Source organism: Caballeronia glathei, assembly GCF_000698595.1.
Taxonomy (GTDB): domain Bacteria; phylum Pseudomonadota; class Gammaproteobacteria; order Burkholderiales; family Burkholderiaceae; genus Caballeronia; species Caballeronia glathei.
Genome location: NZ_JFHC01000012.1, coordinates 101754 through 124571, shown reverse-complemented (window position 1 = coordinate 124571; position 22818 = coordinate 101754). Strand labels below are relative to the sequence as shown.

Sequence of the window (22818 nt, the reverse complement as noted above, 5' to 3'; positions counted from 1 at the left end):
GTGCAGCATGCACGGACCCATGCCGTGACCCGTGTCGCGATGCCGTCCATCCCCGTTACCGAGAAACGCATAGCAGCCCGGCTTCTCGAGCAGCATGAAAGAGAAATCTTCCGCGCTCATCGTCGGTTCGACGGACGTATCGACGTTGTCGGCACCCACCACCTCCGCCATCACCGAGGCCGCGAATCGCGTCTGCTCGGGATCGTTGATCGTCGGAGAGTAGTTTCTCTTGAATTCAAACTCGACATCGCACTCGTAGGCCGCGGCCGTCGCCTGAACGATCTTGCGCATTCGGCTTTCGATCAAGTCCAACGTCTCGACCGTAAATGTGCGCACGGTGCCTGCGAGCCAGGCTTCGTCGGGAACGACATTGACCGCGTCGCCGGCGTGAATCTGGGTGATCGAAAGCACGGCCGTGTCGATCGGCTTCTTGTTGCGTGTCACGATGCTTTGCAGGCCATTTGCGATCTGCACGGCGGTGAACACCGGGTCGCGGCCATTGTGAGGCATCGCGGCATGTGAGCCGGTGCCGCGAATCCTGATGCGAAATTCGTTGCTCGACGCCATGATCGGGCCTTCGGTCACGCCGAAATGGCGCGCAGGAATGCCCGGCCAGTTATGAATGCCGAAAACGGCATCGACGCGAAAACGCTCGAACAGCCCGTCTTCGATCATCTTCCGCGCGCCCGCGCCGCCTTCTTCTGCGGGCTGGAAAATGAAGACAACGGTACCATCGAATTTTCCGTGTCGGGCGAGATGCCTCGCCGCTCCGAGCAGCATCGCCGTGTGGCCATCGTGTCCGCAGGCGTGCATGCGGCCTTCGTGGGTCGAACGGTGATCGAACGTATTGAGCTCCTGAATCGGCAGAGCGTCCATGTCCGCGCGCAGCCCGATTGAAGCGCTGCCGGAGCCGCGCCTGAGCACGCCCACGACGCCCGTCTTGCCTATCCCCCGATGCACCGTCAGTCCCCAACGTTCGAGGTTTTCGGCCACCAGTTTCGCCGTTCCGACTTCTTCGTAGCGAAGTTCGGGATGGGCATGGATCGTTCGTCGGAGTGCCTTGATTTCGTCGTGTGCCGCTTCGATTTCTGGAATCAGGTTCATGGAACGGGTCTCGGTTAGCGAAGGAGGGGGCACGCGCCGGGCGCGTTATAGTCAACCATTCTACGCCGCCACGTTTTTTAATCTATTCAGCCAATTGTGGGCGCGCAAGCCGTAATAAAATTCGGTGATACGCCTGCTTTTTGCATGTTTCCTCCGGATACCAGTATGAATGCCCTCACCGAATTCGCTCGTGCCGTCTGCCCACACGATTGCCCGGACACCTGTGCCATGCGCGTGACCGTCAAGGACGGCAGGGCGATCAAGGTCAGCGGCGATCCGGATCATCCGCCGACGCAAGGCGTGCTCTGTACCAAGGTGTCGCGTTACGCGGAACGCACGCATCATCGCGACCGGCTGTTGACGCCGCTGCGCCGGATCGGCCGCAAGGGCGAAGGGCGTTTCGAGGCGATCGGCTGGGACGAGGCGCTGCGCTTAGCCGCCGACCGGCTCAAGCCGATCGCCGCCCGCGCGCCCGAAGCCATCGTGCCGTACAGCTATGCCGGCACGATGGGCCTGGTGCAGGGCGAAAGCATCGCGGCGCGGTTTTTCAACGCGCTCGGCGCGTCGCGGCTCGACAGAACGATCTGCGCCGCGGCCGGCGCGGCTGGTCTTCGCTACACCTACGGCGCGAGTCTCGGGATGCACACCGAGTATTACGAGGAAAGCGAGCTGATTCTGATCTGGGGATCGAATCCCATCGCGTCGAACCTGCATTTCTGGACGCGCGCGCAGGAGGCGAAACGCCGCGGCGCGAAACTCATCGCGATCGATCCGTATCGCTCGCTCACCGCCGAAAAGTGCCATCAACACGTGGCGCTGAAGCCCGGCACGGATGGCGCGCTCGCACTCGGCATGATCGACGTGCTGATTCGCGAGGGCCGGATCGATCGCGAGTACATCGGCGCGCACACGCTCGGCTTCGACGAACTCAAGGCTCGGGCCGCCGAATATCCGCCGGCGCGCGTTGCGCGGATCTGCGGTATCGAGGAGCAGGTGATCGTCGATCTGGCGCGCGCCTTCGGCTCGACGAAAAAGGCGTCGATCCGCCTGAACTACGGCATGCAGCGCGTGCGCGGCGGGGGCAACGCGGTGCGGGCCATTGCGTGCCTGCCGTCGCTGACGGGCGCGTGGCGCGAGCGGTCGGGCGGTCTTCTGCTGTCGTCGTCGGGATGGGCGCCGGTGAATTCGAGCGCGCTCGAGCGCCCCGACCTGCTGCCCGGATGGCCGTCCAGGCTGCCGCGGATCGTCAACATGAATGCGATCGGCGATGCGCTTCTCAATCCCGGAGGCGGCGCCTTCGGTCCGAAGATCGAGGCGATGATCGTGTACAACTCGAATCCGGTTGCAGTCGCGCCGGATTCGGAGAAAGTCGCGGCGGGCTTCGCTCGGGAGGATCTGTTCACCATCGTGCTGGAGCATTTCCAGACCGACACGGCCGATTTCGCCGACCTCATCCTGCCGGCGACGACGCAGCTCGAACATCTCGACGTCCACAAGTCGTACGGGCACACGCACGTGATGGCGAACCTGCCCGCTATCACGCCGGTCGGCGAGTCGCGGCCGAACACCGAAATCTTCCGCGGCCTCGCGCGCGCGATGGGGCTGAGCGAGCCCGCGCTTTTCGAAACCGACGAGCAAATCGCGTCGAAGGCGTTCCGCTGGGACGATCCCGCACTCGCGGGCCAAAGCTGGAACACGTTGAAAACGGCGGGCTGGGCGCAGCTCAAGCTCGCCGACGCGCCGTTTGCCAGCGGCGGATTTCGCACGCCGTCGGGCAAATGCGAGTTCTATAGCGAGCGTCTGAAGCAGGAGGGCCTCGACCCGCTGCCGGATTACCTGCCGCCATACGAGTCAGCCGACGGCGCGCCCGAACTCGCCGCGCGCTATCCGCTCGCCATGATCTCGCCGCCGGCGCGCAATTTCCTGAACAGCAGCTTCGTGAACGTGGAGAGCCTGCGTTCGACCGAAGGCGAGCCGCATCTCGACATCCATCCCGCCGACGCGTACGCCCGCCAGATCGCCGACGGTGAAATGGTGCGGATTTTCAACGACCGCGGCTCGATGCAGGCGCGCGCCCGCGTGACGGATCGCGCACGCGAGGGCGTGGTGGTCGGCTTGTCGATCTGGTGGAAAAAACTGGCGCCCGATGGCTGCAATGCCAATCAGGTGACGAGCCAGGCGTTGACCGATCTCGGGGGGGCGGCAACCTTCTATGATTGTCTTGTCGACGTGGAGCCCGTGCATTGAGCCTCGCATCGTGCACGATCGATATGGCACATCTGAAGCAGTCTGGAATGTGGCGTCTAACCCGGTTGTCGGAAGCAGGTCGAGCCGTTAGGATTCGTTTTCCGCACGACCATTCTAAAACTATATAAAGGAGACGCCGTATGGAAAAAATCTGGCTGAATTCCTATCCGGCCGGCGTGCCTGCCGAGATCGACACCTCTGCGTACAGGTCGGTTTCGGAACTGCTCGAGGACAGTTTCCGCAAGAACCGCGACAGGCGCGCGTTCCTCTGCATGGGGCAGGCCATCACGTATGGCGAACTCGACGCGATGTCGATGAAGCTCGGCGCGTGGTTTCAGTCGAAGGGCCTTGTGCCCGGCGCGCGCATCGCGCTGATGATGCCGAACGTGCTGCAGTATCCGGTCGCGATCGCGGCCGTGCTGCGCGCGGGTTATATCGTCGTGAACGTGAATCCGCTTTATACGCCGCGCGAACTCGAACATCAGTTGAAGGACAGCGGCGCGGAGGCGATCGTCCTGCTCGAGAACTTCGCGGGCACGCTGCAGCAGGTCGTGAAAAAAACGGCGATCAAACATGTGGTCGTCGCGGCGATGGGCGACCTGCTGGGCGTCAAGGGCCTCCTCGTCAATTTCGTCGTGCGTCGCGTGAAGAAGATGGTGCCCGTCTGGGACCTGCCCGGCCATGTCCGCTTCAACGACGCGCTCGCGCAAGGCGCACGTGCAACGCTATCCCCCGTGGCGCAGAGCCCGGAGGACGTCGCGTTCCTGCAGTACACGGGCGGCACGACCGGCGTGGCGAAGGGCGCGACGCTGCTCCACAGGAATCTGATCGCCAACGTGCTGCAATCGGAGATCTGGCTCAGTCCCGCGCTGAAGCAGCGCCCGGACATCGACCCGTTCATCTGCGTCGTCGCGCTGCCGCTTTATCACATCTTCGCGCTCACCGTATGCGGTCTTTTGACGATTCGCACGGGCGGCCTGGGCGTGCTGATTCCGAATCCGCGCGATATCGCGGGCACCATCAAGGAACTGAAGGGCATCCAGATCAACACGTTCCCGGCGGTGAACACGCTCTACAACGCGCTGCTCAATCACCCGGATTTCGCGAAGCTCGATTTCTCGAAGCTGATCGCCGCGAACGGCGGCGGCATGGCGGTGCAGGAAGCGGTGGCGAAGCGCTGGTTCGCGACCACCGGCGCGCCGATCATCGAGGGCTACGGGTTGTCGGAAACCTCGCCGTGCGTCACCTGCAATCCGGTGACGGCAACGGAGTACACGGGCACGATCGGCCTGCCGTTCCCGTCGACGGAAATCTCGATCCGGGACGACGACAACAACGAATTGCCGCTCGGCCAGGCGGGCGAGATCTGCATCCGCGGACCGCAGGTGATGGCGGGCTACTGGAACCGGCCGGACGAAACGGCGAAGGTCATGACGCCGGACGGGTTCTTCAAGTCCGGCGATATCGGCGTGATGGACGCGCGCGGTTACGTGAAGATCGTCGATCGCAAGAAGGACATGATTCTCGTGTCGGGCTTCAACGTGTATCCGAACGAGATCGAGGATGTCGTCGCGACGCTGCCCGGCGTGTTCGAGGTCGCCGCGGTCGGCGTGAAGGACCAGAACTCGGGCGAGGCAGTGAAGCTTTTTATCGTCAAGCGGGACGAGAGCCTGACCGAAGCTGATGTCATCGCGTTCTGCAAGGAGCGGCTCACCGGTTACAAGCGGCCGCGCAGCATCGAGTTCCGCAGCGATCTGCCGAAAAGCAATGTGGGCAAAATCCTGAGACGCGAGTTGCGCGAAGGCAAGGCGTAACGGACAAGCGCTCGGGCAAGCGCTCCGCGGTCCGGAAAAAGCCTTCACGTCGAGAGACGCGAAGGCTTTTTTGTCGCCGCGCCACCACGCCGACTCCACACGATGCGACGGCACGAGCAAAAAAAAGGCGCCCGCAGGCGCCTTTCCAGGGAGATACAGCTGTGTTACGACTTATTAGAACTTGTGGCGGATACCGACGATCGCCGCAACCTGGTTCGACGTCGACGACGCCGACAGGCCGTTGATGTTCGCGCGAGCCGACTGGTTCGTCGAGTCCGTGCCCGAAGCGTGCTGGTACACGCCTGCGACGTAGAAGTCCGTGCGCTTCGACAGGAAGTAGTCCACGCCGGCCATGCCCTGGTGGTACGTCGCGTCGTTCAGGCTGTAGCCATGCGTGTAGTCGTAGGCGAGGCCGAGCAGCAGCGCCGGGGTCAGCTGGTACTTGAAGTTGACTTCGGCGTTGTGGAACTTCGCCGTGCCGCCCGTGTAGCCAACCGGGTTCAGAGCAGCGCCGCCGTCGCGACCCACGTCCTTGAACTGCGTGTTCGAGTACGTTGCGCCGACCGTTGCCGCGCCGATCGAGTACGCCGCGCCGGCCGAGATGACTTCCTGCGTGTGCGCCGATGCGTAGCCCGAGTACACCAGGCTGCCGCCCATGTTCGAACCGGTCGCGCTCGAGGTCGCGTTGTTGCCGAAGAACGAGGTGTTCGGGTCCTTGACGTTCAAGTACGCAGCGCCCAATTGCAGCGGGCCGCGGTTGTAGCCTGCACCCACCGACCAGATCTGGTTGCGGTTGAACTGGCCAGCAACGCCGCCCAGGCTGTACAGGCCGCCGAACTTGAAGCCGGCGTAGTCGGCGCTCGTGTACTTGATCGCGTTGTTCACGCGGTTCGAGTTGTTCATGTTGTCCAGGTCGCCCGGGTGCGCACCGAAGTACGTCGCCCACTGGCTACCGACTTCCAGCGCGCCGGTGTAGTCGACCACGGAGTCATACTGGCGACCGAGGGTGCCCGTACCGAACTGAGCCGTCGACAGACCCACGTAAGCCTGACGGCCGAACTCGTCGCCGCCCTGGCCGAGACGGCCGTTCATCACGTTGAAGCCGTTTTCCAACACGAAGATGGCCTTCAGACCGCCACCCAGATCTTCCGTGCCACGCAGGCCCCAGCGGCTGCCCTGGAGGTTGCCGCTGTTCAGCGAGTACAGCTTTTCGCCAGCGCTGTTGTTGTTATAAACGAAACCTGCGTCGATGATGCCGTACAGCGTCACGCTGCTCTGTGCATGAGCGGCGCCAGCAAATGCGCCCAATGCGGCCAGAGCGAGAAGCGACTTTTTCATTGAAATGATCTCCAAGGGTGTTGAGATTCTTTGGCAAGGTCACTGTTCTAGCGCCAGTGTGTTGACGGTCCTCGCCGGGTGCTTCAAAAGAAGTTGGACGTAATGTAACAAAGAGGCTTTTGTGAACAAAGGAAAAGCCGTCCGCTCGGTCGGGGCCTGTGACGTTTACGCAACATGCGCTAAAATCTTGGATTCGTTGCAATTTTGCGACCCGTGTTTGCCCTAATTAACAATTGCAGCGGATGTTTGGCGCCTTACTGAGATATTTTGTGCAGCATGTGGATTGCTAAGGATCGCGAATGAGGACGGCAGCGGGAGCAGCGGAAAAGGCTATTGAAAGGAGGTTTGAATGACGCTCGACGAACTGATTACCGAGTTTGATCGTGGGCTGAGGTCGATGGCGGGCATCAGTCGCATGTCGCGTCCGGTGCCTGAGCCGAAAGCAGCGGGCAATGTGGACGAAACGGGCATGCCCGTCGAGGCGGCGGAACTCACGGACCAAGAGAAGGCGCATTCGGCGGGGCTGATGCGCGTGAACCACGTCGGCGAGGTGTGCGCGCAGGCGCTCTATCAGGCGCAGAAGCTCGCCACGAACTCGCCCGCGCTCAAGGCCGATTTCGAGCGCGCCGCGCGCGAGGAGGAAGATCATCTCGCCTGGACCTCGCAGCGCCTGCGTGATCTCGATTCGCGTCCGAGCCTGCTCAATCCGCTGTGGTACACGGGCTCGCTCGCGATCGGCTTCGTCGCGGGCCGCTTCGGCGACCGTGCGAGCCTCGGTTTCATGGCGGAGACGGAGCGCCAGGTGGAACGTCACCTCGTCGGCCATATGCAGACGCTGCCGGCCAACGACCTTGCGTCGCGCGCGATCGTCGAGCAGATGCGTATCGACGAGAGCGCTCACGCCGCGGCAGCCGTCGCCGCCGGCGGCACTGAAGTGCCGTTTCCGGTGCGCGCGCTGATGCGCGCGGCGTCGAAGGTGATGACGCGCACGGCGTACCGCATCTGAGCCGCTAAAACCCGCTGCCGGTGGGACGGCCTCCCACCGGCGCCATCCTCAATCCGGCCGTTCCTCATCGCCGCGAACTTCAATTACAGAAGCCTTAAGTTTCGCGCGCTTCCTCTGCTGATTTCACGTACTACCTTCACATCCTCCACTAGCTCGTTCATTCATAACACTTTTCTCCTTTCGCGTTACTTCAAGCTGCCGCGCTAAGTCCTTGTTCTAGCAAACAAAATCATTCGAAAAAGAGGGGCGAGTCTTGACCATACAAATCCGTTCCTCTAAAGTGGGAGACAGTGTGAGAAAGTGTATTTTTGTGTGATTTCACGAGCACTTTCCGGCATATTTTCAGCAGGAAGGGCGCCATGGGCGGCGTCGTCAAAAGGGGAGAGGGCGAGTGTTCCAAGGGGCGTCGGCGCTGACGCTCGATGCGAAAGGACGGATGTCGGTTCCGTCCCGCTATCGGGAAGCGCTGCAAGCACAGGCAGAAGGCCGGGTTACGCTCACCAAGAGCCCGGATGGATGCCTGTTGCTTTTTCCCCGCCCCGAGTGGGAAGTCTTCCGCGCGAAAGTCGCCGCGCTTCCGATGGAAGCCGCCTGGTGGCAGCGCATATTCCTTGGCAACGCAATGGACGTCGAGCTCGACAGCGCCGGGCGCGTGCTCGTGTCGCCGGAATTGCGCGCGGCGGCGTCGCTCGAGAAGAACGTGACGCTGCTCGGCATGGGCAACCGCTTCGAGCTGTGGGACGCGGACACGTACGCGGCGAAGGAAGCGGCGGCCATGGCGCAGGGCATGCCCGACTCGCTGAAGAATTTCACCTTCTGACGCGGCGCTGAACATATGGCACCTGCGATGGGAAACGAGTTGCAGCATCGCACGGTGCTGCTGGAGGAAGCGGTAGAGGCGCTGGTCACGCGCACGGACGGTATCTATATAGATGGCACGTTCGGGCGCGGCGGTCATAGCCGGGCGGTCTTGAGCAGGCTGGGCGAGGCGGGGCGGCTGATCGCCTTCGACAAGGACCCGCTCGCGATCGCCACGGCGCAACAGATTGAGGACTCTCGCTTTTCGATCGTGCACGACAGCTTTGCTGCCTTGCGCGATGCGGCGAGCGAGCGAGGAGTGGCGCGGGTATCGGGTGTGTTGCTGGATCTGGGCGTGTCGTCGCCGCAGGTGGACGACCCGGATCGCGGCTTCAGTTTCAGGGCGAAAGGCCCGCTCGACATGCGGATGGACCCGACTCGCGGCGAGTCGGCGGCCGAGTGGCTCGCGCGGGCAACGGTGCAGGAATTGACGGAGGTGATCAGAGATTATGGGGAAGAACGGTTTGCTTTTCAGATTGCAAAGGCGCTTGTTGCTCGCCGGGCAGAGTCCGACCGTCTTGGGCCTCTCGACAGCACGAGCGAGCTTGCCGAAATCGTGGGTCACGTCGTCAAAACCCGTGAGAAGGGCAAGGACCCGGCAACTCGTACCTTTCAGGCTATACGGATTCACATCAATCAAGAGCTTGCGGAGCTGCAGGTAGTACTCGAAGCAGCATTGGCGTTGTTGGAGCAAGGGGGGCGGCTGGTCGTGATCAGCTTTCATTCGCTCGAGGATCGGATCGTCAAGCGGTTCATGCAGGCGCACGCAAGCGCGCCTGCCGTCGACCGCCGGCTGCCGATCCGCGCTGTCGATCTGCCGAGCCCGCCGCTTCGCATCGTCGGCCGCGTGTTCGCGAGCGAGGCTGAAGTCGCTGCCAATCCGCGCGCCCGGTCCGCCGTGATGCGCGTCGCGGAGCGGATCGCGCCATGAACCGTCTCAATATCTTCCTGCTGATCGTCGTGCTCGGGTGCGCGCTTTCCGTCGTCAGCGCGACCAACCAGCAGCGGCAGATCTTCATCGAACTGCAGCGGGCTCAGTCGCAGGAGCGCCAGCTTCAGCAGGATTATTCGCAGTTGCAGTATCAGCAAAGCGCGTTGTCGAAAACCTCGCGCATCGAGCAGTTGGCCACTAACTCCCTGAAGATGCAGCCCGTGACGACCGGCCGCACGCAATATCTCACCTACGATCCGGCGACCTCGAAGGCCGCCGACGCCCCCATGCCGCCGCCGCTGCCGGCGTCGGCGCCTCCTGCGCGCGGGGCCAAGCGATGAAGAAGTCCCCGAAGCAGAAGGGAGTTGCCTTCACGCCCAATCCGATCCTCTCGGTGCGCCTGCCCATGTGGCGCTCGAAGTTCGTCGTGTTCCTGCTGTTCATGGCGTTCGTCGCGCTTGCCGCGCGCGCGTTCTGGATTCAGGGCCCGGGCAACGCGTTCTTCAAGAAACAGGGCGAGAGCCGCTATCAGCGCACGCTGGAATTGCCGGCCACGCGCGGCCAGATCAAGGACCGCAACGGTCTCGTGCTCGCGACGAGCCTGCCGGTGAAGGCAATCTGGGCGATTCCGGAAGCGGTGCCGAACGATCTCGGCGCGGACAAGCTCACCCAGCTCGCGAAGCTGCTCGACATGACCGAGAAGGAACTGCGCGCGAAGCTGTCGGTGGACAAGACGTTCGTCTACGTGAAGCGCCAGGTGCCGCTCGAAACCGCGCAGAAAGTCGCGGCGCTCGACATTCCGGGCATTTATTCACGCGGCGAATACAAGCGCTTCTATCCGGAAGGCGAAATCACCGCGCATCTGATCGGCTTTACTAATATTGAAGACAAGGGTCAGGAAGGCGTCGAGCTCGGCGACCAGCACGTGCTCGCTGGCACGCCGGGCATGCGCCGCGTGATCAAGGACCGGATGGGGCACATCGTCGAGGATGTCGACGAGCAGGTCGTGCCCCATAACGGCACGGACGTCGATCTGTCGATCGACAGCAAGATCCAGTACATCGCGTACACGAACCTGAAGGCGGCAGTCGAGAAGTCGAAGGCGAAGGCAGGCGCGGCAATCGTGATCGACGTGAAGACGGGCGAGGTGCTCGCGCTCGTCAACTATCCCACTTACAACCCGAACGACCGCTCGCGGATGACCGGCGAGCAGTTGCGTAACCGCATCCTCACCGACACGTTCGAACCCGGCTCGATCATGAAGCCGTTCACGGTGTCGCTCGCGCTGGACCTGCATCGCGTGACGCCGAACACGCTTGTCGAAACGGGCGGCGGCGTGTTCGTGCTCGACGGCGCGCGCATCACCGACGACGCCGGTTTCGGCACGCTCACCGTCGGCGGGGTGATCCAGAAGTCGAGCAACATCGGCGCGACGAAGATTGCGATGCAGCTGAGGCCCGAAGAGATGTGGAACATGTACACGAGCATCGGGCTCGGGCAGGCGCCGAAGGTCGGCTTTCCGGGCGCGGTGACCGGGCGTCTGCGCCCGTGGAAGAGCTGGCGGCGCATCGAGCAGGCGACGATGTCCTACGGCTACGGCCTCTCGGCGTCGCTCTTTCAGCTCGCGCGTGCCTACACGGCGATCGCCCACGACGGGCAGGTGCTGCCTGTGTCGATTTTCCGCACGCCGGGCGAGCAGCCGGTGCAGGGGCCGCAGGTGTTCTCGCCGACCACCGCGCGTGAAGTGCGCGCGATGCTGGAAACCGTGACGGCGAAGGGTGGCACCTCGCCCGATGCGGCGGTGCCGGGCTACCGGGTCGGCGGCAAGAGCGGCACGGCGTACAAGCATGCGGGCCGCGGCTACGACAAATCGAAATATCGCGCGTCGTTCGTCGGCATGGGTCCGATGCCGAATCCGCGCATCGTGGTGGCGGTTTCCGTCGATGAACCGACGGTCGGCAGCCACTTCGGCGGCCAGGTCTCGGGTCCGGTGTTTTCGGCGATCGCCGGGGATACGCTGCGCGCGCTCAACGTGCCGCCCGACATGCCCGTCAGGCAGATGGTCGTGAACGACGAATCCGGCGCGGCCTCGCAGCCTGCCGCGACGGCTCCCGCCCAAAACGGGCAGAACACGCCGAAGAAGCTCGCCGTGTCGAGCAGCACGAAGAGTCACCCTGGAGTCGTGCGATGAGCGCGTCGAGCAGGCAACCGAAGGCGCGCAAGGACGTCGCGCAGGCCGTGCAGTGGCTGCGCGCGCACACCGGCGCGGGCGCGGAGCTGCACGCGGACACGCGCTCGCTCAAGAGCGGCGACGTGTTTCTCGCCTACGCCGTGGACGGCGCGGACAACCGCCAGTACATCGATACGGCGCTCGCGAACGGCGCCGCGGCCGCGCTGTATCAGCCGGAGAACTTCGGCGCCAAGCCGGACGCCGCGAAGACGCTCGCCGTGAAGTCGCTGAACGAACTCGCCGGGCCGATCGCAGCCGCGTGGTACGGCGAGCCGACCGAGTCGATGCTGACCGTCGGCGTGACCGGCACGAACGGCAAGACCTCGTGCAGCCAGTGGCTCGCAACCGCGCTGACCGCGCTCGGCAGCCCGTGCGCGATCGTCGGCACGCTCGGCATCGGCATGCCGGGCAAGCTCGTCGCGAGCGGCTTCACGACGCCCGACGCGCCCCAGTTGCAGCGCAATCTCGCGCAGCTGAAGGCGGCCGGCGCGCAGGCCGTCGTGATGGAAGTGTCTTCGCATGCGCTGCATCAGGGGCGCGTGAACGGCACGAACTTCGACATCGCCATCTTCACGAATCTCACGCAGGACCATCTCGACTATCACGTCACGTTCGACGCGTACGAAGCGGCCAAGGCGCGCCTCTTCGCGTGGCCGTCGCTCAAGGCGGCGGTGATCAACCGCGACGACGCCGCCGGCCAGCGCCTCATCGAGTCGCTGCGCGGCACGGTGCGCACGATCGCCTACGGCGTCGGCACGCCGGCCGAAGCCGCGCCGCGCGCCGACGCAACGCTCTTTGCCACCAACGTCCGCGCGACCGCGAACGGCACGGCGTTCCATCTCGCGTCCGGCTGGGGCGAGGCCGACGTCGAAGTCGGCACGCTCGGCGCCTTCAACGTGAGCAACCTGCTCGGCGTGCTCGGCGCGCTGCTCGAAACCGGCGTGCCGCTCGACGCGGCGCTCGCGCAGATCGCGAAGCTCGAACCGGTGAACGGGCGCATGCAGCGTCTGGGGGGCCGGCTGCAGAACGACGAGCCGCTCGTCGTGATCGACTACGCGCACACGCCCGATGCGCTGGAAAAGACGCTGGACGCGCTGCGCCCGATCGCCGAGGCGCGCGCCGGGCAGCTCGTCTGCATGTTCGGATGCGGCGGCGACCGCGACGCGACCAAGCGTCCGCTGATGGGCGCGATTGCGGAAAAGCTCGCTGACCAGGTGGTGATCACGAGCGACAACCCGCGCAGCGAAGACCCGCTCGCGATCATCGACCAGATCGCGGCCGGCATGAGCGATGCGTCGCACGCGCGGCGCATCGAGGACCGCGCCAGCGCCATCCTTCAGGCGATCCGCACGGCGGCCCGCGAAGACGTGGTCGTGCTGGCCGGCAAAGGGCACGAGGCAACGCAGGAGATCATGGGCAAGAAGCGCGCTTTCTCCGATCAGGATCACGCGCGCCTCGCGCTCGCCGCCCGCGCCACGCAGACACGCGGAGGTGGCGAATGACGATATTCACGTTGCGCGAAGCCGCCGCGCTGATCCCGGGCGCCATCGTTGAGGGTGATGAAAACGTCGCGTTCGACCGCGTCTCGACCGACAGCCGCACGGCCGCCGCCGGGGATCTGTTCGTCGCGGTGAAGGGCGATCGTTTCGACGCGCATGATTTCCTCACGCAGGTTGCCGGGCGCGGAGCGTCGGCGGCGCTCGTGTCGCGCATGCCCGCCGGGTCCGATGGGTCCATCGGGACGCTGCCAGTCATCAAGGTAAAGGACACGCGCGCTGCGCTCGGTGCGCTTGCACACGGATGGCGCAAGCGCTTCACGATGCCGCTCGTCGCCGTGACGGGCAGCAACGGCAAGACGACCGTCAAGGAAATGATCGCGTCGATCTTCGCGGCCGCGGTGGGCGAAGCCGCGCGCATGGCGACCGCGGGCAATTTCAACAACGACATTGGCCTGCCGCTCACGCTGTTTCGCCTGAACGCGACGCACCGGCTCGCCGTCGTCGAACTCGGCATGAACCATCCGGGCGAGACCGAAGTGCTCGGCCGGATCGCGGCGCCGACGGTCGCGGTCGTGAACAACGCGCAGCGCGAGCATCAGGAATTCATGGCGACCGTGGAAGCGGTGGCGCTCGAGCATGCGTCGGTGATTCACGCGCTCGGCGAGACCGGCACGGCCGTCTTTCCCGCCGACGACGCGTACGCGAGCATCTGGCGCGTCGCCGCGACGGGCAATCCGATCATCGATTTCGCGCTGTCCGACGACCCGTCGAAGGCTGCGGTGACCGGGCGCATCGCGGGAACGAACGTCGAGATCACGACGCCCGAAGGTCCGCTCACGGTCGCCCTGCGCGTGCTCGGCGAGCACAACGCGCGCAACGCGCTCGCGGCCACGGCGGCGGCGCTCGCGGCGAGCGTGTCGCTCGATGCGATCCGGCGCGGCCTCGAAGCGTTCGAGCCGGTGAAAGGGCGCCTGCAGGTGAAGCGCGCGGCGTTTGCGCCAATCGAAGGCGCGACCGTGATCGACGACACCTACAACTCGAACCCCGATTCGATGCGCGCGGCCATCGACGTGCTGGCCGCACAGCCGTCGCCGCGCGTGCTGGTCATGGGCGACATGGGCGAAGTCGGCGATCAGGGGCCGGCGTTTCATCGCGAGGTGGGAGCGTACGCGGCCGAACGCGGCATCGACGCGCTCCTCGCGCTCGGCGACGCCAGCGCCGATTCGGCGAAGTCGTTTCATGCGGTGTCGAACAGGTCGGCGAAGCATTTCACCGATGCCGCCGCACTCATTGCAGCAGTGACCCACGCCGGTTTCGGGCCCGGCGCTACGTTTCTCGTGAAAGGCTCGCGTTTCATGCAGATGGAACGCGTGGTGGACGCCGTGACGAGTCCACAACAACCCGCGGCGGGCGTTGCGCCCGCGGCGCACTGAAAGAGAAGGACCAGCATGCTACTCGCACTCGCGCAATGGCTCCAGAATGACGCCAGCTTCATGCGCGTGTTCACATACATCACGTTCCGCGCCGTGGGAGCCACGGCAACGGCGCTTCTGATCGGCCTCGTCTGCGGCCCATGGGTGATCCGCAAGCTCACCGCGATGAAGGTCGGCCAGGCCGTGCGCAAGGACGGCCCGCAGACGCACCTGATCAAGTCCGGCACCCCGACCATGGGCGGCGTGCTGATCCTGCTCGGCATCGCGGTATCGACGCTGCTCTGGGCCGATCTCACTAACCGCTTCGTGTGGATCGTGATGCTCGTCACGTTCGGCTACGGCGTGATCGGCTGGGTGGACGACTACCGCAAGGTGGTCCACAAGGACCCGCGCGGCATGTCGTCGCGCGAGAAATACTTCTGGCAATCGGTGATCGGCCTGTTCGCCGCCGTGTATCTCGCGTTCAGCGTCTCGGAGGCGAGCAACGCGCGCGTGTTCGACCTCTTCATGGCGTGGGTGCGAAGCGGCCTCTCCATGGGCCTGCCGGCGCGGGCCGACCTGATGCTGCCGTTCGTCAAGGCGATCAGCTATCCGCTCGGCGTGTGGGGCTTCATCGCGCTCACGTATTTCGTGATCGTCGGCGCGAGCAATGCCGTGAATCTCACCGACGGCCTCGACGGTCTCGTCATCATGCCGGTCGTGCTGGTGGGCGCTTCGCTCGGCGCGTTCGCCTACGTGATGGGCAGCTCGGTGTACTCGAAGTACCTGCTCTTTCCGCACATTCCCGGCGCGGGCGAACTGCTGATCTTCTGCTCGGCGATGGGCGGCGCGGGGCTGGCCTTCCTCTGGTACAACACGCACCCCGCGCAGGTGTTCATGGGCGACGTCGGCGCGCTCGCGCTCGGCGGCGCGCTCGGCACGATCGCCGTGATCGTGCGCCAGGAAATCGTGCTCTTCATCATGGGCGGCATTTTTGTCGCGGAAACGCTCTCGGTGATGCTCCAGGTGTTCTGGTTCAAGTACACGAAGCGCCGCTACGGCGAAGGGCGGCGCGTCTTCAAGATGGCGCCGCTGCATCACCACTATGAATTGTCGGGCTGGACGGAAACGCAGGTGGTCGTGCGTTTCTGGATCATCACGCTGATGTTGTGCCTGTTCGGTTTGTCGACGCTCAAGCTGCGTTAATTGTTGTCAGAGAAAGGTAAAGCGATGTTTGGCGAGAAGTTCGTGGATCGGCAAAGTCCGATGGTGCTCGTGCTGGGGCTCGGTGAATCCGGCCTCGCGATGGCGCGCTGGTGCGCCAGGCACGGTTGCCGGCTGCGGATCGCCGATACGCGCGAGGCGCCGCCGAACCTTGCCGAACTCGCCGTTCAAGGGATCGACGCGGAGTTCGTCGGCGGCGCGTTCACGCCGGCGCTGCTGGACGGCGGCATCGAGATCGTCGCGATCAGCCCGGGGCTTTCGCCGCTCGCCGCGGACCTGAAGCCGCTGATCGACGCCGCGAAAGAGCGCGGCATTCCGGTGTGGGGCGAACTCGAACTGTTCGCGCGGGCGCTGAAGTCGCTCGGCGTGAACGGCTACGCACCGAAGGTCGTCGCGATCACCGGCACGAACGGCAAGACCACGACCACCGCGCTCACGGGCCTCCTCTGCGAGCGCGCGGGCAAGACAGTGGCCGTCGCGGGCAACATCAGCCCGGCGATGCTCGACAAGCTGCTTGACGCCATCGACAACACCGCGCTGCCCGACGTCTGGGTGCTGGAACTGTCGAGCTTCCAGCTCGAAACCGCGCACACGTTCGCGCCGGATGCCGCCGCCGTGCTGAACATCACGCAGGACCATCTCGACTGGCACGGTGGCCTCGACGCCTATGCCGCCGCGAAGGGCCGCATCTTCGGCGCCGGCACCGTGCGCGTGCTCAATCGCGATGACGCCCGCACGATGGCGCTCGCGCAGGGCTCGACGAAGGTGGTGACCTTCGGGCTGAACGAGCCCGCCCGCGTGGGCGATTACGGACTTCTGCGCGACAACGGCATCGTCTGGCTCGCGCAGGGCCACGACCGCGACGCGAGCGACGAGCCCGCGCCCACGCGCCGCCGCAAGCATGAGGCGGCAGCGGCGCCGGACCTGTTCTCGAAACGCCTGATGCCCGCCGACGCGCTGCGTATCCGCGGTCTGCACAACGCGGCGAACGCGCTCGCGGCGCTCGCGCTCGCACGCGCGATCGACCTGCCGCTCGCGGCGCTGCTGCACGGCCTGCGCGAGTATCGCGGCGAGCCGCACCGGGTGGAGGTGATCGCGCAGATCGACGGCATCGATTACGTCGACGACAGCAAAGGCACGAATGTCGGCGCGACGGTCGCGGCGCTCGACGGCCTCGCGCAACGCGTCGTGCTGATCGCGGGCGGCGACGGCAAGGGGCAGGACTTTTCGCCGCTCGTCGCGCCCGTCGCGCGCTGGTGCCGCGCGGTGATGCTGATCGGCCGCGACGCGCCGCGCATTCGCGCCGTGCTCGAAGAAACCGGGGTCGAATTGCACGATCACGCGACGCTCGAAGCCGCGACGCAGGCCGCCGCGCAACTCGCGCAGGCAGGCGACGCCGTGCTGCTCTCGCCCGCGTGCGCGAGCCTCGACATGTTCAGGAACTATGCACATCGCGCGGACGTGTTTCGCCACGCGATCGAAGAAATCGCCGCCGTGCGGGGAGTGATGCTATGAGCTGGTCCGAACGCTTCGGGTCGAAACTGTCCGGCAAGCAGAGCGCGGTCGCGAACGACAGCGCCGCGCTCGGCGGCCGCGTGAGCCGCACGAGCAACCTGGGCGAGCGTTCCGCGGCGCGCGCGGACGGCATTTCGAGCGCCGTGAACGGCGTGCGTCCGATCCGCTCGCGCATGCTCGACTACGACCACTCGCTGCTCTGGGTGACGATCGCGCTGCTCGGGCTCGGCATCGTCATGGTGTATTCGGCGTCGATCGCCATGCCGGACTCGCCCAAATACGCGCAGTACCGCGACTATCACTTCCTCGTGCGCCACCTGATCTCGGTGACGACCGCGATCGTCGGCTCGATCATCGCGTTCAAGATTCCGATATCGGCGTGGGACAAATATGCGCCGAAGCTCTTCCTGATCGCGCTCGTGATGCTGGTCATCGTGCTGATTCCGCACATCGGCAAGGGCGTGAACGGCGCGCGCCGCTGGATTCCGCTCGGCATCACGAACATGCAGCCGTCGGAAATCATGAAGCTCGCGGTGACGATCTACGCCGCCAACTACACGGTGCGCAAGCAGGAGTTCATGCACAGCTTCGGCCGCGGCTTCCTGCCGATGGCGGTCGCGGTCGGCGCGGTCGGCGCGCTGCTGCTGCTCGAACCCGACATGGGCGCGTTCATGGTGATCGCCGCGATCGCGATGGGCGTGCTGTTCCTCGGCGGCGTGAACGGCAAGCTGTTCGGCGGGCTCGTCGCGACGGCGGTCGGCACGTTCGCGCTGCTCGTGTGGGCGTCGCCGTGGCGCCGCGAGCGGATCTTCGCGTATCTCGATCCGTGGGACGACCGCTACGCGCAGGGCAAGGCGTATCAGCTGACGCACTCGCTGATTGCGTTCGGGCGCGGCGAGTGGTTCGGCGTGGGCCTCGGCGGCAGCGTCGAGAAGCTCAACTATTTGCCCGAAGCGCATACCGACTTCATTCTTGCGGTGATCGGCGAGGAACTGGGCTTTGTCGGCGTGATCGTCGTGATCCTGCTGTTCTACTGGATCGTGCGGCGCGCGTTCGAGATCGGCCGCCAGGCGCTCGCGCTCGACCGCACGTTCGCGGGCCTGATGGCGAAGGGCGTCGGCATCTGGTTCGGCGCGCAGACGTTCATCAACATGGGCGTGAACCTCGGCCTTCTGCCGACCAAGGGCCTCACGCTGCCGCTCGTGAGCTACGGCGGCTCGGGCATCCTGCTCAACTGCGTCGCGCTCGCGGTGCTGATGCGCGTGGACTACGAGAATCGGGTGCTGATGCGCGGAGGGAAGGTATGAGCGCTGCTGGCGCGTCCACTTCGCGCACGCTGATGGTGATGGCGGGCGGCACCGGCGGACACGTGTTCCCGGGGCTCGCGGTCGCCCACTGGATGCAGTCGCGCGGCTGGCGCGTGGTGTGGCTCGGCAACGCGGCGGGCATGGAAGCGACGCTCGTGCCGAAGCACGGCATTCCGATGGAGTACGTGCGCTTTGGCGGCGTGCGCGGCAAGGGCCTGAAGACGAAGCTGATGCTGCCGGTGAACCTCCTGCGCGCCTGCTCGGAGAGCCTCGCCGCGCTGCGCCGCGTGAAGCCGGACGTCGTGCTGGGCATGGGCGGCTACATCACGTTTCCGGCGGGCCTGATGACGAAGCTTTCGGGCTGCCCGCTCGTGCTGCACGAACAGAATTCGATCGCGGGTCTCGCGAACAAGGTCCTCGCGCATCTCGCGAAACGCGTGCTCGTCGCGTTTCCGAACGCGCTGCCGAACGCGGAATGGACGGGAAATCCGATTCGTGCGGAACTTGCGCGCGCGTTGCCACCCAAAGAACGCTACGCCGCTCGCAGCGGAGCCCTCAATGTTCTGATCGTTGGCGGCAGCCTGGGGGCGGCGGCATTGAATGAAACCGTGCCGAAAGCCATCGCCATGCTCGATCCCGCGGCGCGTCCGCGCATCGTGCATCAGGCGGGCGCGAAGCATATTCAGGCACTCGAAGCGAACTACGCCGCGGCGGGCCTGCAGCGCGGCGACGATCTGCAACTGGTGCCGTTCATCGAGGACATGGCGAGCGCGTACGCCAGCGCCGATCTCGTGATCTGCCGCGCGGGCGCGATGACGGTGTCGGAGATCGCGGCGGTCGGCGTGGCGGCGCTTTTCGTGCCGTTCCCGTTCGCCGTGGACGATCACCAGACCACCAACGCCGCGTTTCTCGCGAAGAACGGCGGGGCACAACTGATACAGCAGCGCGACCTGTCGGCGGAAAGCCTCGCCGGCTGGCTGCGCAGCCAGACGCGCGACTCGCTCGCCGACATGGCCGCGCGTTCCCGCGAACTGGCGAAACCCGACGCAACGGAGCGCGTCGCGAGGGTATGCGCCGACGTCGCCGGCGCGAGCATGGGCATGGGCGAAAGCGCCGAGGCGCTGAAGGATTCGAAATGAAACACATCGTCAAGCATATTCACTTCGTCGGAATCGGCGGCGCCGGGATGAGCGGCATCGCGGAGGTGCTGCTCAATCTCGGCTATCACGTGAGCGGCTCGGACCTGTCGAAGAATGCCGTGACCGAGCGCCTTGCGGCGCTCGGCGCGCGGGTCGAGATCGGGCATCACGAGCAGAACATCGAAGGCGCGAACGCCGTGGTGGTATCGACCGCCGTGCGCTCCGACAATCCGGAAGTGCTCGCCGCGCGCCATCGCCGCATTCCGATCGTGCCGCGCGCCGTGATGCTCGCGGAACTGATGCGCCTGAAGCAGGGCATCGCGATCGCCGGCACGCACGGCAAGACGACCACGACGTCGCTCGTCGCGAGCGTGCTCGCCGCGGGCGGGCTCGATCCGACCTTCGTGATCGGCGGGCGGCTCATCAGCGCGGGCGCGAACGCGCGGCTCGGCACGGGCGACTTCATCGTCGCGGAAGCGGACGAATCCGATGCGTCGTTCCTGAATCTTTTCCCGGTGATCGAAGTCATTACGAACATCGATGCCGATCACATGGACACCTACGGCCACGACTTCGCGCGCCTGAAGCAGGCGTTCATCGAGTTCACGCACCGGCTGCCGTTCTACGGCATCGCGGTGCTCTGCGTGGACGATCCGAACGTGCGCGAGATCCTGCCGTTCGTGTCGAAGCCGATCATCCGCTACGGGCTCGGCGCCGAGGCGCAGGTGCGCGCGGTGAACGTGGAGGCGCGCGGCGGCCGCATGCATTTCACGACGCTGCGCGAGGACGCGCCGCCGCTCGACGTGACGCTGAACCTGCCGGGCACGCACAACGTGCAGAACGCGCTCGCCGCAATTGCGATTGCAACTGAACTTGAAGTGGCGGATGCCGATATCCAGAGGGCGCTCAGCGAATTCAACGGCGTGGGCCGGCGCTTCCAGCGCTACGGCGAAGTGAGCGTCGCGGACGGCGCGTACACGCTGATCGACGACTACGGCCATCACCCGGTCGAAATGGCGGCGACGGTGGCGGCGGCGCGCGGCGCGTTTCCCGGGCGGCGTCTCGTGCTCGCGTTCCAGCCGCACCGCTACACGCGCACGCGGGATTGCTTCGAGGATTTCGTGAAGGTGCTGTCCACCGTCGATGCGCTCGTGCTCACCGAAGTCTATTCGGCGGGCGAGGCGCCGATCGTCGCCGCCGACGGCCGCGCGCTCGCGCGGGCGATCCGCGTCGCGGGGAAGGTCGAGCCGGTGTTCGTGGAGACGGTCGATGAAATGCCGGACGCGCTCGCGACCGTCGCGAGGAACGGCGACGTGGTGATCACGATGGGCGCCGGTTCGATCGGCGGCGTGTGCGGGCGGATCACGCAGGAACAGCAATCGCAAGAGCAGAAATGAACGACGTGACGGGCGAAGCAGCGGGCAATCAGGCGGGCAATGAAGCGGGTAATCAGGCGGACAAGAACGTGAACGGGATCGATCCGAAGGTATTCGGCAAAGTGGCGGTGCTCCTCGGCGGCAATTCGGCCGAACGCGAGGTGTCGCTGAATTCGGGGCGGCTCGTGCTGCAGGGTCTGCGCGACGCGGGCGTCGACGCGCATCCGTTCGACCCGGCCGAGCGTCCGCTTTCCGATCTGAAGGCGGAGGACTTCGTGCGCGCGTTCATCGCGCTGCACGGCGGCTATGGCGAGAACGGCCAGTTGCAGGGGGCGCTCGATTTCTACGGCATCCGCTACACGGGCAGCGGCGTGCTCGGCTCGGCGCTCGGCATGGACAAGCTGCGCACGAAGCTCGTGTGGCAGCAGACCGGCGTGCCGACCCCGCCGTTCGAAACCGTCATGCGCGGCGACGACTACGAAGCGCGCTCGCAGGAGATCATCGCGAAGCTCGGCTTGCCACTTTTCGTGAAGCCGGCGAGCGAAGGATCGAGCGTCGCGGTGATCAAGGTGAAGAGCGCCGGGACGCTGGTGCCGGCGCTCGTCGAAGCGGCGAAGTTCGACAAGATCGTGATCGTGGAGAAGAGCATCGAAGGCGGCGGCGAGTTCACCTGCTGCATCGCGGGCGACCTCGATCTGCCGGTCATCAGGATCGTGCCGGCGGGCGAGTTCTACGACTACCACGCGAAGTACATCGCGAACGACACGCAGTACCTGATTCCCTGCGGCCTCACGCCTGCCGAAGAAACACGCATGAAGCAACTGACGCAGCGCGCCTTCGACATGCTCGGCTGCACCGACTGGGGCCGCGCCGACTTCATGCTCGACGCGCAAGGCAATCCGTATTTCCTGGAAGTGAACACGGCGCCCGGCATGACCGACCACTCGCTGCCGCCGAAGGCGGCGCGCGCGGTCGGGATCAGCTACAAGGATCTCGTCGTGAAGGTGTTGTCGCTCACGCTCAAGGACTGAAGCCGAAACATGTGGAACAACGTTCGCCAACTCAACCTCGCCGCCAACGCGCTGCACGTGCTGCTCGTGCTCGTGCTGCTGGCCGCGGCGGGTTACTGGGCGATCCAGCGTCCCGAGTTTCGCCTGCGCGAGATCCAGATCGACGGCGACACGGCGCACATAAACTCGCCAACGGTGCGCGCGAGCGTCGTGGGCCGGTTGAAGGGCAATTTCTTCACGGTGGATCTCGACACGGCGCGCACCGCATTCGAGCAGATGCCGTGGGTGCGTCACGCGAGCGTGCGCCGTGTGTGGCCGAACGCGCTCGCGGTGACGCTCGAGGAATACAAGCCGCTCGGCACGTGGGGCAGCGATCAGCTGGTGAGCGTGGACGGCGAGCTTTTCACGGCGAACCAGGGCGAGCTCGACGACGACCTGCCCGCGTTCGACGGACCCGAGGGCACGGCGAAGGAAGTGGTCGCGCGGTATCACGATTTCACGAAGTGGTTTGCGCCGATCGATGCGCATCCCGAAGAGGTGCTTCTGTCGCCGCGTTTCGCGTGGACGGTGAAGCTCTCGAACGGCACGCAGATCGAACTCGGGCGCGAGCGCAATCAGGACACTTTATTCGACCGCAGCCGGCGCTTCGTGGCGGCGTGGTCGTCGGTGACGGGGCGGTGGGGGAATGACATCGAATACGCCGATTTGCGCTATCCGAACGGTTTCGCGATACGGGCCGCCGGCATGCGTTTCATCAGCGACACCGACAAGGCGAAGAAGTAAGCAGACATCACAGGCAATGAGCACG

Annotated in this window: 18 protein-coding genes; 16 read left to right on the top strand and 2 right to left on the bottom strand. The window is 65.2% G+C overall.

Translation table 11 applies throughout. The features are described from left to right. Positions 1 to 1104: M20 aminoacylase family protein (locus BG61_RS11010; RefSeq protein WP_035941653.1), on the bottom strand; the 1104-nt coding region annotated here is incomplete at its 3' end. A gap of 165 nt (positions 1105 to 1269) precedes the next feature. Here BG61_RS11010 and BG61_RS11005 point away from each other — a divergent pair. Beyond that, complete coding sequence (locus BG61_RS11005) at positions 1270 to 3351, top strand: molybdopterin-containing oxidoreductase family protein (RefSeq protein WP_035927415.1); 2082 nt, start codon at positions 1270 to 1272, stop codon at positions 3349 to 3351. Between the two features lie 140 nt (positions 3352 to 3491). Further along, positions 3492 to 5165 carry a long-chain fatty acid--CoA ligase gene (locus tag BG61_RS11000; protein ID WP_035927417.1) on the top strand — a complete coding sequence of 558 codons (1674 nt, stop codon included), beginning with the start codon at positions 3492 to 3494 and terminating at the stop codon, positions 5163 to 5165. A gap of 174 nt (positions 5166 to 5339) precedes the next feature. Here the strand turns inward: BG61_RS11000 and BG61_RS10995 are convergent, their stop codons facing one another. Then, positions 5340 to 6503: a porin gene (locus BG61_RS10995; RefSeq protein ID WP_035927420.1), complete on the bottom strand. Its 1164-nt coding sequence runs from the start codon at positions 6501 to 6503 to the stop codon at positions 5340 to 5342. A 349-nt stretch (positions 6504 to 6852) separates the two neighbouring features. Between BG61_RS10995 and coq7 the strand changes: the two genes are divergently transcribed. The 14 genes from coq7 (at position 6853) to BG61_RS10925 (ending at position 22793) form a co-directional block, all read left to right on the top strand. Then, complete coding sequence (coq7, locus tag BG61_RS10990; protein ID WP_035927423.1) at positions 6853 to 7509, top strand: 2-polyprenyl-3-methyl-6-methoxy-1,4-benzoquinone monooxygenase; 657 nt, start codon at positions 6853 to 6855, stop codon at positions 7507 to 7509. Between the two features lie 391 nt (positions 7510 to 7900). Then, positions 7901 to 8329, top strand: coding sequence for a division/cell wall cluster transcriptional repressor MraZ (gene mraZ, locus BG61_RS10985; protein WP_035927426.1), 429 nt, complete (start codon positions 7901 to 7903; stop codon positions 8327 to 8329). Between the two features lie 15 nt (positions 8330 to 8344). After that, entirely contained in the window at positions 8345 to 9298 is a 954-nt protein-coding gene (rsmH, locus tag BG61_RS10980) for a 16S rRNA (cytosine(1402)-N(4))-methyltransferase RsmH (RefSeq protein WP_035927429.1), read from the top strand. Further along, on the top strand, positions 9295 to 9639 hold the full coding sequence (gene ftsL / locus BG61_RS10975) for a cell division protein FtsL (protein WP_035927432.1): 345 nt from the start codon (positions 9295 to 9297) through the stop codon (positions 9637 to 9639). Before rsmH ends, ftsL begins: the two co-directional genes overlap by 4 nt. Then, positions 9636 to 11489, top strand: coding sequence for a peptidoglycan D,D-transpeptidase FtsI family protein (locus BG61_RS10970; RefSeq protein ID WP_035927434.1), 1854 nt, complete (start codon positions 9636 to 9638; stop codon positions 11487 to 11489). Before ftsL ends, BG61_RS10970 begins: the two co-directional genes overlap by 4 nt. Then, positions 11486 to 13030, top strand: a complete 1545-nt coding sequence (locus BG61_RS10965; RefSeq protein ID WP_035927437.1) for a UDP-N-acetylmuramoyl-L-alanyl-D-glutamate--2,6-diaminopimelate ligase — start codon at positions 11486 to 11488, stop codon at positions 13028 to 13030. The genes BG61_RS10970 and BG61_RS10965 overlap by 4 nt, the downstream gene beginning before the upstream one ends. Continuing rightward, positions 13027 to 14460, top strand: coding sequence for a UDP-N-acetylmuramoyl-tripeptide--D-alanyl-D-alanine ligase (locus BG61_RS10960; protein WP_035927440.1), 1434 nt, complete (start codon positions 13027 to 13029; stop codon positions 14458 to 14460). The genes BG61_RS10965 and BG61_RS10960 overlap by 4 nt, the downstream gene beginning before the upstream one ends. 15 nt (positions 14461 to 14475) lie before the next feature. Then, positions 14476 to 15645, top strand: coding sequence for a phospho-N-acetylmuramoyl-pentapeptide-transferase (gene mraY / locus BG61_RS10955; protein ID WP_035927442.1), 1170 nt, complete (start codon positions 14476 to 14478; stop codon positions 15643 to 15645). Between the two features lie 24 nt (positions 15646 to 15669). Continuing rightward, positions 15670 to 17178 carry a UDP-N-acetylmuramoyl-L-alanine--D-glutamate ligase gene (gene murD, locus BG61_RS10950; RefSeq protein WP_035927445.1) on the top strand — a complete coding sequence of 503 codons (1509 nt, stop codon included), beginning with the start codon at positions 15670 to 15672 and terminating at the stop codon, positions 17176 to 17178. After that, entirely contained in the window at positions 17175 to 18485 is a 1311-nt protein-coding gene (ftsW, locus tag BG61_RS10945; protein WP_035927448.1) for a putative lipid II flippase FtsW, read from the top strand. Before murD ends, ftsW begins: the two co-directional genes overlap by 4 nt. Next, on the top strand, positions 18482 to 19624 hold the full coding sequence (gene murG, locus BG61_RS10940) for an undecaprenyldiphospho-muramoylpentapeptide beta-N-acetylglucosaminyltransferase (protein WP_035927450.1): 1143 nt from the start codon (positions 18482 to 18484) through the stop codon (positions 19622 to 19624). Before ftsW ends, murG begins: the two co-directional genes overlap by 4 nt. Beyond that, positions 19621 to 21021, top strand: coding sequence for a UDP-N-acetylmuramate--L-alanine ligase (gene murC, locus BG61_RS10935; RefSeq protein ID WP_035927453.1), 1401 nt, complete (start codon positions 19621 to 19623; stop codon positions 21019 to 21021). Before murG ends, murC begins: the two co-directional genes overlap by 4 nt. A gap of 68 nt (positions 21022 to 21089) precedes the next feature. Further along, positions 21090 to 22031 carry a D-alanine--D-alanine ligase gene (locus BG61_RS10930; protein ID WP_035927950.1) on the top strand — a complete coding sequence of 314 codons (942 nt, stop codon included), beginning with the start codon at positions 21090 to 21092 and terminating at the stop codon, positions 22029 to 22031. Between the two features lie 9 nt (positions 22032 to 22040). After that, positions 22041 to 22793, top strand: coding sequence for a cell division protein FtsQ/DivIB (locus BG61_RS10925; RefSeq protein WP_035927456.1), 753 nt, complete (start codon positions 22041 to 22043; stop codon positions 22791 to 22793). The last annotated feature ends 25 nt before the right edge of the window (positions 22794 to 22818 follow it).

Coding starts and splice junctions, on each gene's coding strand:
- ftsW (WP_035927448.1), top strand. CDS start 17,175: ATGAGCTGGTCCGAACGCTTCGGGTCGAAACTGTCCGGCAAGCAGAGC.
- BG61_RS10925 (WP_035927456.1), top strand. CDS start 22,041: ATGTGGAACAACGTTCGCCAACTCAACCTCGCCGCCAACGCGCTGCAC.
- BG61_RS11005 (WP_035927415.1), top strand. CDS start 1,270: ATGAATGCCCTCACCGAATTCGCTCGTGCCGTCTGCCCACACGATTGC.
- BG61_RS10960 (WP_035927440.1), top strand. CDS start 13,027: ATGACGATATTCACGTTGCGCGAAGCCGCCGCGCTGATCCCGGGCGCC.
- BG61_RS10965 (WP_035927437.1), top strand. CDS start 11,486: ATGAGCGCGTCGAGCAGGCAACCGAAGGCGCGCAAGGACGTCGCGCAG.
- coq7 (WP_035927423.1), top strand. CDS start 6,853: ATGACGCTCGACGAACTGATTACCGAGTTTGATCGTGGGCTGAGGTCG.
- BG61_RS10995 (WP_035927420.1), bottom strand. CDS start 6,503: ATGAAAAAGTCGCTTCTCGCTCTGGCCGCATTGGGCGCATTTGCTGGC.
- murC (WP_035927453.1), top strand. CDS start 19,621: ATGAAACACATCGTCAAGCATATTCACTTCGTCGGAATCGGCGGCGCC.
- BG61_RS11000 (WP_035927417.1), top strand. CDS start 3,492: ATGGAAAAAATCTGGCTGAATTCCTATCCGGCCGGCGTGCCTGCCGAG.
- ftsL (WP_035927432.1), top strand. CDS start 9,295: ATGAACCGTCTCAATATCTTCCTGCTGATCGTCGTGCTCGGGTGCGCG.
- mraY (WP_035927442.1), top strand. CDS start 14,476: ATGCTACTCGCACTCGCGCAATGGCTCCAGAATGACGCCAGCTTCATG.
- murD (WP_035927445.1), top strand. CDS start 15,670: ATGTTTGGCGAGAAGTTCGTGGATCGGCAAAGTCCGATGGTGCTCGTG.
- BG61_RS10970 (WP_035927434.1), top strand. CDS start 9,636: ATGAAGAAGTCCCCGAAGCAGAAGGGAGTTGCCTTCACGCCCAATCCG.
- rsmH (WP_035927429.1), top strand. CDS start 8,345: ATGGCACCTGCGATGGGAAACGAGTTGCAGCATCGCACGGTGCTGCTG.
- murG (WP_035927450.1), top strand. CDS start 18,482: ATGAGCGCTGCTGGCGCGTCCACTTCGCGCACGCTGATGGTGATGGCG.